The sequence below is a fragment of the Metallosphaera javensis (ex Hofmann et al. 2022) genome (assembly GCF_022064045.1).
GTDB classification, from domain to species: Archaea; Thermoproteota; Thermoprotei_A; order Sulfolobales; family Sulfolobaceae; genus Metallosphaera; species Metallosphaera javensis.
Window position 1 is genome coordinate 1 of record NZ_JAKNCW010000039.1, and the last position, 3,921, is coordinate 3,921.

A 3,921-nucleotide genomic window follows, 5' to 3' on the forward strand; every position below is an offset into this window, starting at 1 on the left:
TCAGGGAGGAGAGAGTGGAGGACAGAGGGTAGAGAGTAGAGTTCAGGGAGGAGAGAGTGGAGGACAGAGGGTAGAGACCATAGAGAATCCCCTAGAGTCCTCCCTTGGGCAAAATAACGTAGCCACACAGATGGCTAAACTTTCTGAACGGACTCAAGGACAGGATCACGATCTGGAGCAACTAATGGAATCCTTGCTCGATAAGGATCCTAAAATCGGTGTGTGGAGTTATCCCGCATATGCTGTCCTGCAGTACCTTTACCATACTAAGCCCGGATTCAGAATGAGCAAGGTAGCAAAAGATGCTTTAGAACTGGGGTTAAAACAACTTTACCCTGATCTTTACATGAAAGCCGAATCCTTGGCGAGACAGAAGGGGCTTGTGAGATAGGGACTCTCATTACATCATCCCTCACCTACAATACGTTTCCAGCAAAGTCATGATATCGAATAGTTGTTAATCTTCTTTCTGTAGTCTAGAGTAAATTGCCCTACCCTCACGGATGGCATCTCTTAGTTCATCGACCATGCTCGATCCCCTCCACTCACAGCGTCCAATGGAACTCATCCTTGACGCCCCGTATGGGAGGGTTATGGAGGCATTGGTTTCCGCAAGCTCGAGTTCGGTTCCATCCCTGGGTGGCCATCCCACGTGATCGCAGGATGGGGTTTAGCAGGTCACGATAGATTTACCCATTGTCACTCAAAGCCTTTCTTTGGACTATCCATCCCCGACCTCACGGATAGGGTCTTCAGCCCCTTAACTCCCAAAGAGATAAAGGGAGAGTAATACCTGCCTAGCATCTTCTGCCTAAACATTAAACTGAATACCAGGATCCTGTTAGAAAACCATAGAGGGTATAGCACAGCTAAAATATCTAAGGAAATATCCCCTTCAACGACGACCAGTAGAGATGCGTAAATACTCTCTTCATTTCGTAAAATATTGAAGATGCACCATAAATTGAACTTCTCTCGAAGTTCATCCTGACCAGATAACCCTTTCTGGAACTTGCGTAAACGGCACAAATTGCACTTCCATCGTAAAGTTTCTTACTACCTCCCTCTACTGCGTGAAGTATGTTGTCGGACACCACTTTAGCCTCATAATGAGCCTTGGAGCCTGTCTTGGGTGGAGTTAGAATATTGTTGGCATCGCCTATAACAAACACGTTATCATAGTTCTTATACTTCAATGTGGTCCTATCCACGGGAATGAAGCCAGTCTGATCTGCCATCTCCCTGAACTCGTTTCCCACAACCACCGGGGGATCAATCAAGGCCAGATCATACTGGACCTTCTCCCCACTCTCCGATTCAATTATCCTCTGTGCCGAATCTATCCTAGCTATCTTGAAACCCCTCTTGATCTCAACGCCAAGCTCCTTGGCCCTTTTCCCGAAGGCCTCGGCCATTGGCCTCTGAATCTCTGGTGGGTTGGTTACTGGATTAAGTAAAGTGACCTTAGCCTTTGGGAACCTCTCCTTTAGCAGAAAGGCAAACTCAAAGGGCGCAGCGGGACACTTTATGACGCCGGAATAACCCACGACAATGGAGTTACCTGTAAATGACGCTATTTGATCCCTGAGCTTCCTTCCCTCCTCCAGACTATGCCAACCTACTGTTCCATCAATCTTCTTGCTGACCACTCCAGGAGATAACACGAGATAATCGTACTCCAGTTTCCTGTCCCCAACCATGACGCTATGGTCCTCTACCAGGACCTTTGTAACCCTTCCCCTTACCCACCTAACGGGAAGAAGAGAGTCTAGACTTCTGACTATGGACTCTTCCGTCTCACTTCCCAGTGCGTAGTCCACTATACCCGGTTGATAGAGATGAGTATCAGAGGGTTCCACCACCGTTACGTCAAGTCCCTTTCCGTGAAGCCTGTTAGCAACAACTAAACCACCGTTTCCTCCTCCGACAATAACAACCCTGTTCATAGTTAACATAGTTTATCTTGCAGAAAGAATATTTAAGATAATCCCTAATTATTCGATTGATTCCAGTGAGGCCGGAAAGCGTTATCATCATGGCAGGAGGTAAGGGAAGCAGGCTTTCTCCCCTGAAGCCTGTGATGGAAGTGTGCGGAAAGCCCATGATCCAGTGGGTGGTGGAGCTGGCTCTTAAATACAGTGGAGATGTATACATAGCTACAGTCAGGGGACATCCGGCGGAGGATCGGTTGAGTAAAATCCGCAAATTGCTCTATACCTCTGGACGAGGGTACGAAAACGACGTGGTGGAGGCGGTTTCGTCGGTTAAGTTACCTGCACTGGTTCTTCCAAGCGACGTACCCTTCCTGGAGGAAGATGCGGTTGAACTCCTGCTCAGGGAGTGCGACTCGTCCATCTGCACCCTCTTAACTCAGGGGGACTTCGTGGGCGTTAGTCTCTGGAAGTCATTAAATCTCCAAGATTACCAGTCGATTAACTACCCCAGGAGGATCATGAATGTGAATACGTGGAACGACCTTACGGAAATAAATAAATTATGTCATGAATAAATTACCGAGATATACTTGAAACGTATTCTTATAGTATCTCCAGTGAGAGGGGTGATATTCCCCATCTATTTCATCTTAAGTCTACTTCTCCTGATCATATCCGTTGGTTACTTTAAGGACCTCCTAGTTTACGCGGGGTTCTCGTCTGGTCTGGGATATGCCCTTGCAGTTGAGATATCCTTCCTTAGTCTAGCCCTCAGCCCCGTCAATGTGGTGGTAAAGGAGTTTAAGTCGCCTGCGGTTATACCAGAATATGATGTGGTCTACGTTTTCGGATTTCCCGTGTATTTTCCAAAACTGGAGAGAACTTACCTTACTACTCTACTGGCATTTAACCTGGGAGGCGCGGTTATACCGCTAATCCTCTCCCTCACTCTCTTCTATTTGTCCTCAAGCAAATTGTTCATTCTCCTGAACGTTGTGGTCATTGTTATAGTGTCGAAGCTGTTCTCCAGGGTGGTGAACGGAGTTGGGGTGGTCATGAATCCTCTAATAGCCCCCATTTTCTCCGTGTTGATTAGCTACATCCTCTTTTTCAACCAGCCAATCCTAATTCCTCTCTCAGCTTACGTGAGTAGCGTTATAGGCACTCTCGTGGGAGCCGATCTCTTGAACATAAAGAAGATTCTAGAGGCTAGACCGCAGGTTATCAGTGTGGGAGGAATGGGCACGTTTGACGGAATATTCGTTTCTGGATTGCTCTCCATTTTCTTAGGTCAGTTACTGATATCATTATGATCAGGAAGAGTCCATATCTCAAAGGGCTCTTAGTCCAGGTATTATATATGAATCAGATTTATAATATATTATTTTAAATAGAATTTTTTCGCAAAACTTACGAAAAGTTTTTATCTAGAAAATTCCAGAACAATATATAGATTTGTCATGAATAAATCTATCACCATTACCACGTCACATGAGAGGCAGTCTCTTTTCATCATCCTTTCAGACCCAAAATTTGTTCTTCCTAGATTGTTTCCCCCTATTAAGCAGGTTGAGATAGAGGGAGATTCCTTTAACGCTCATGGCAGGTTCCTGACAATGGCCTTCCACATGCATGGGAACGTGCTTCGCGGGAGTGAGTTAATATATGCGTTCTATCTCTCTGCAGGAGGAGGAATGGGACAAGGAAAGCTGACAATGAATATAAAGGAAGGAGAGATAGATTTGAGGTTTGAATATGATGGTTGGATGGAGAGAATGTCTGGAATATTTTTCATGGATAGATGGTTCTCCGGTTTTGCAAGCAAGTTAGATGAGGAGGTGAGGATGGAGAGGATAAGGAGAAAGATCTAGGGAAGAGTGTGAAGTAGATGAAATGATACGGGCGATTCGGGTTTCCATTGCGAATTGTAATTAGTTAATCTACGTGGGATGATCAAAATCAATCTATCATTTTTCAGTAATACTTT

The 3,921-nt window shown here is 45.4% G+C and carries 6 protein-coding genes; 4 read left to right on the top strand and 2 right to left on the bottom strand.

Features of this window, described 5'->3' with window-relative positions:
* A partial coding sequence (locus tag L3N51_RS12215) for a hypothetical protein (protein WP_238027496.1) occupies window positions 1-391 on the top strand: 391 nt, incomplete at its 5' end.
* A gap of 66 nt (window positions 392-457) precedes the next feature.
* Here the strand turns inward: L3N51_RS12215 and L3N51_RS12220 are convergent.
* The gene (locus L3N51_RS12220; protein WP_238027497.1) at window positions 458-652 is read right to left on the bottom strand and encodes a hypothetical protein; all 195 of its coding nucleotides are present in this window, start codon (window positions 650-652) and stop codon (window positions 458-460) included.
* A gap of 226 nt (window positions 653-878) precedes the next feature.
* Window positions 879-1,946: an NAD(P)/FAD-dependent oxidoreductase gene (locus L3N51_RS12225; RefSeq protein ID WP_238027498.1), complete on the bottom strand. Its 1,068-nt coding sequence runs from the start codon at window positions 1,944-1,946 to the stop codon at window positions 879-881.
* Between the two features lie 65 nt (window positions 1,947-2,011).
* On the opposite strand from L3N51_RS12225, the gene L3N51_RS12230 reads away from it, so the two are divergent.
* The 3 genes from L3N51_RS12230 (at window position 2,012) to L3N51_RS12240 (ending at window position 3,805) form a co-directional block, all read left to right on the top strand.
* Entirely contained in the window at window positions 2,012-2,509 is a 498-nt protein-coding gene (locus L3N51_RS12230) for an NTP transferase domain-containing protein (RefSeq protein WP_238027501.1), read from the top strand.
* Window positions 2,510-2,524: 15 nt separating this feature from the next.
* Complete coding sequence (locus L3N51_RS12235; RefSeq protein WP_238027499.1) at window positions 2,525-3,247, top strand: DUF1614 domain-containing protein; 723 nt, start codon at window positions 2,525-2,527, stop codon at window positions 3,245-3,247.
* A 147-nt stretch (window positions 3,248-3,394) separates the two neighbouring features.
* On the top strand, window positions 3,395-3,805 hold the full coding sequence (locus L3N51_RS12240; protein WP_238027500.1) for a DUF3211 domain-containing protein: 411 nt from the start codon (window positions 3,395-3,397) through the stop codon (window positions 3,803-3,805).
* The last annotated feature ends 116 nt before the right edge of the window (window positions 3,806-3,921 follow it).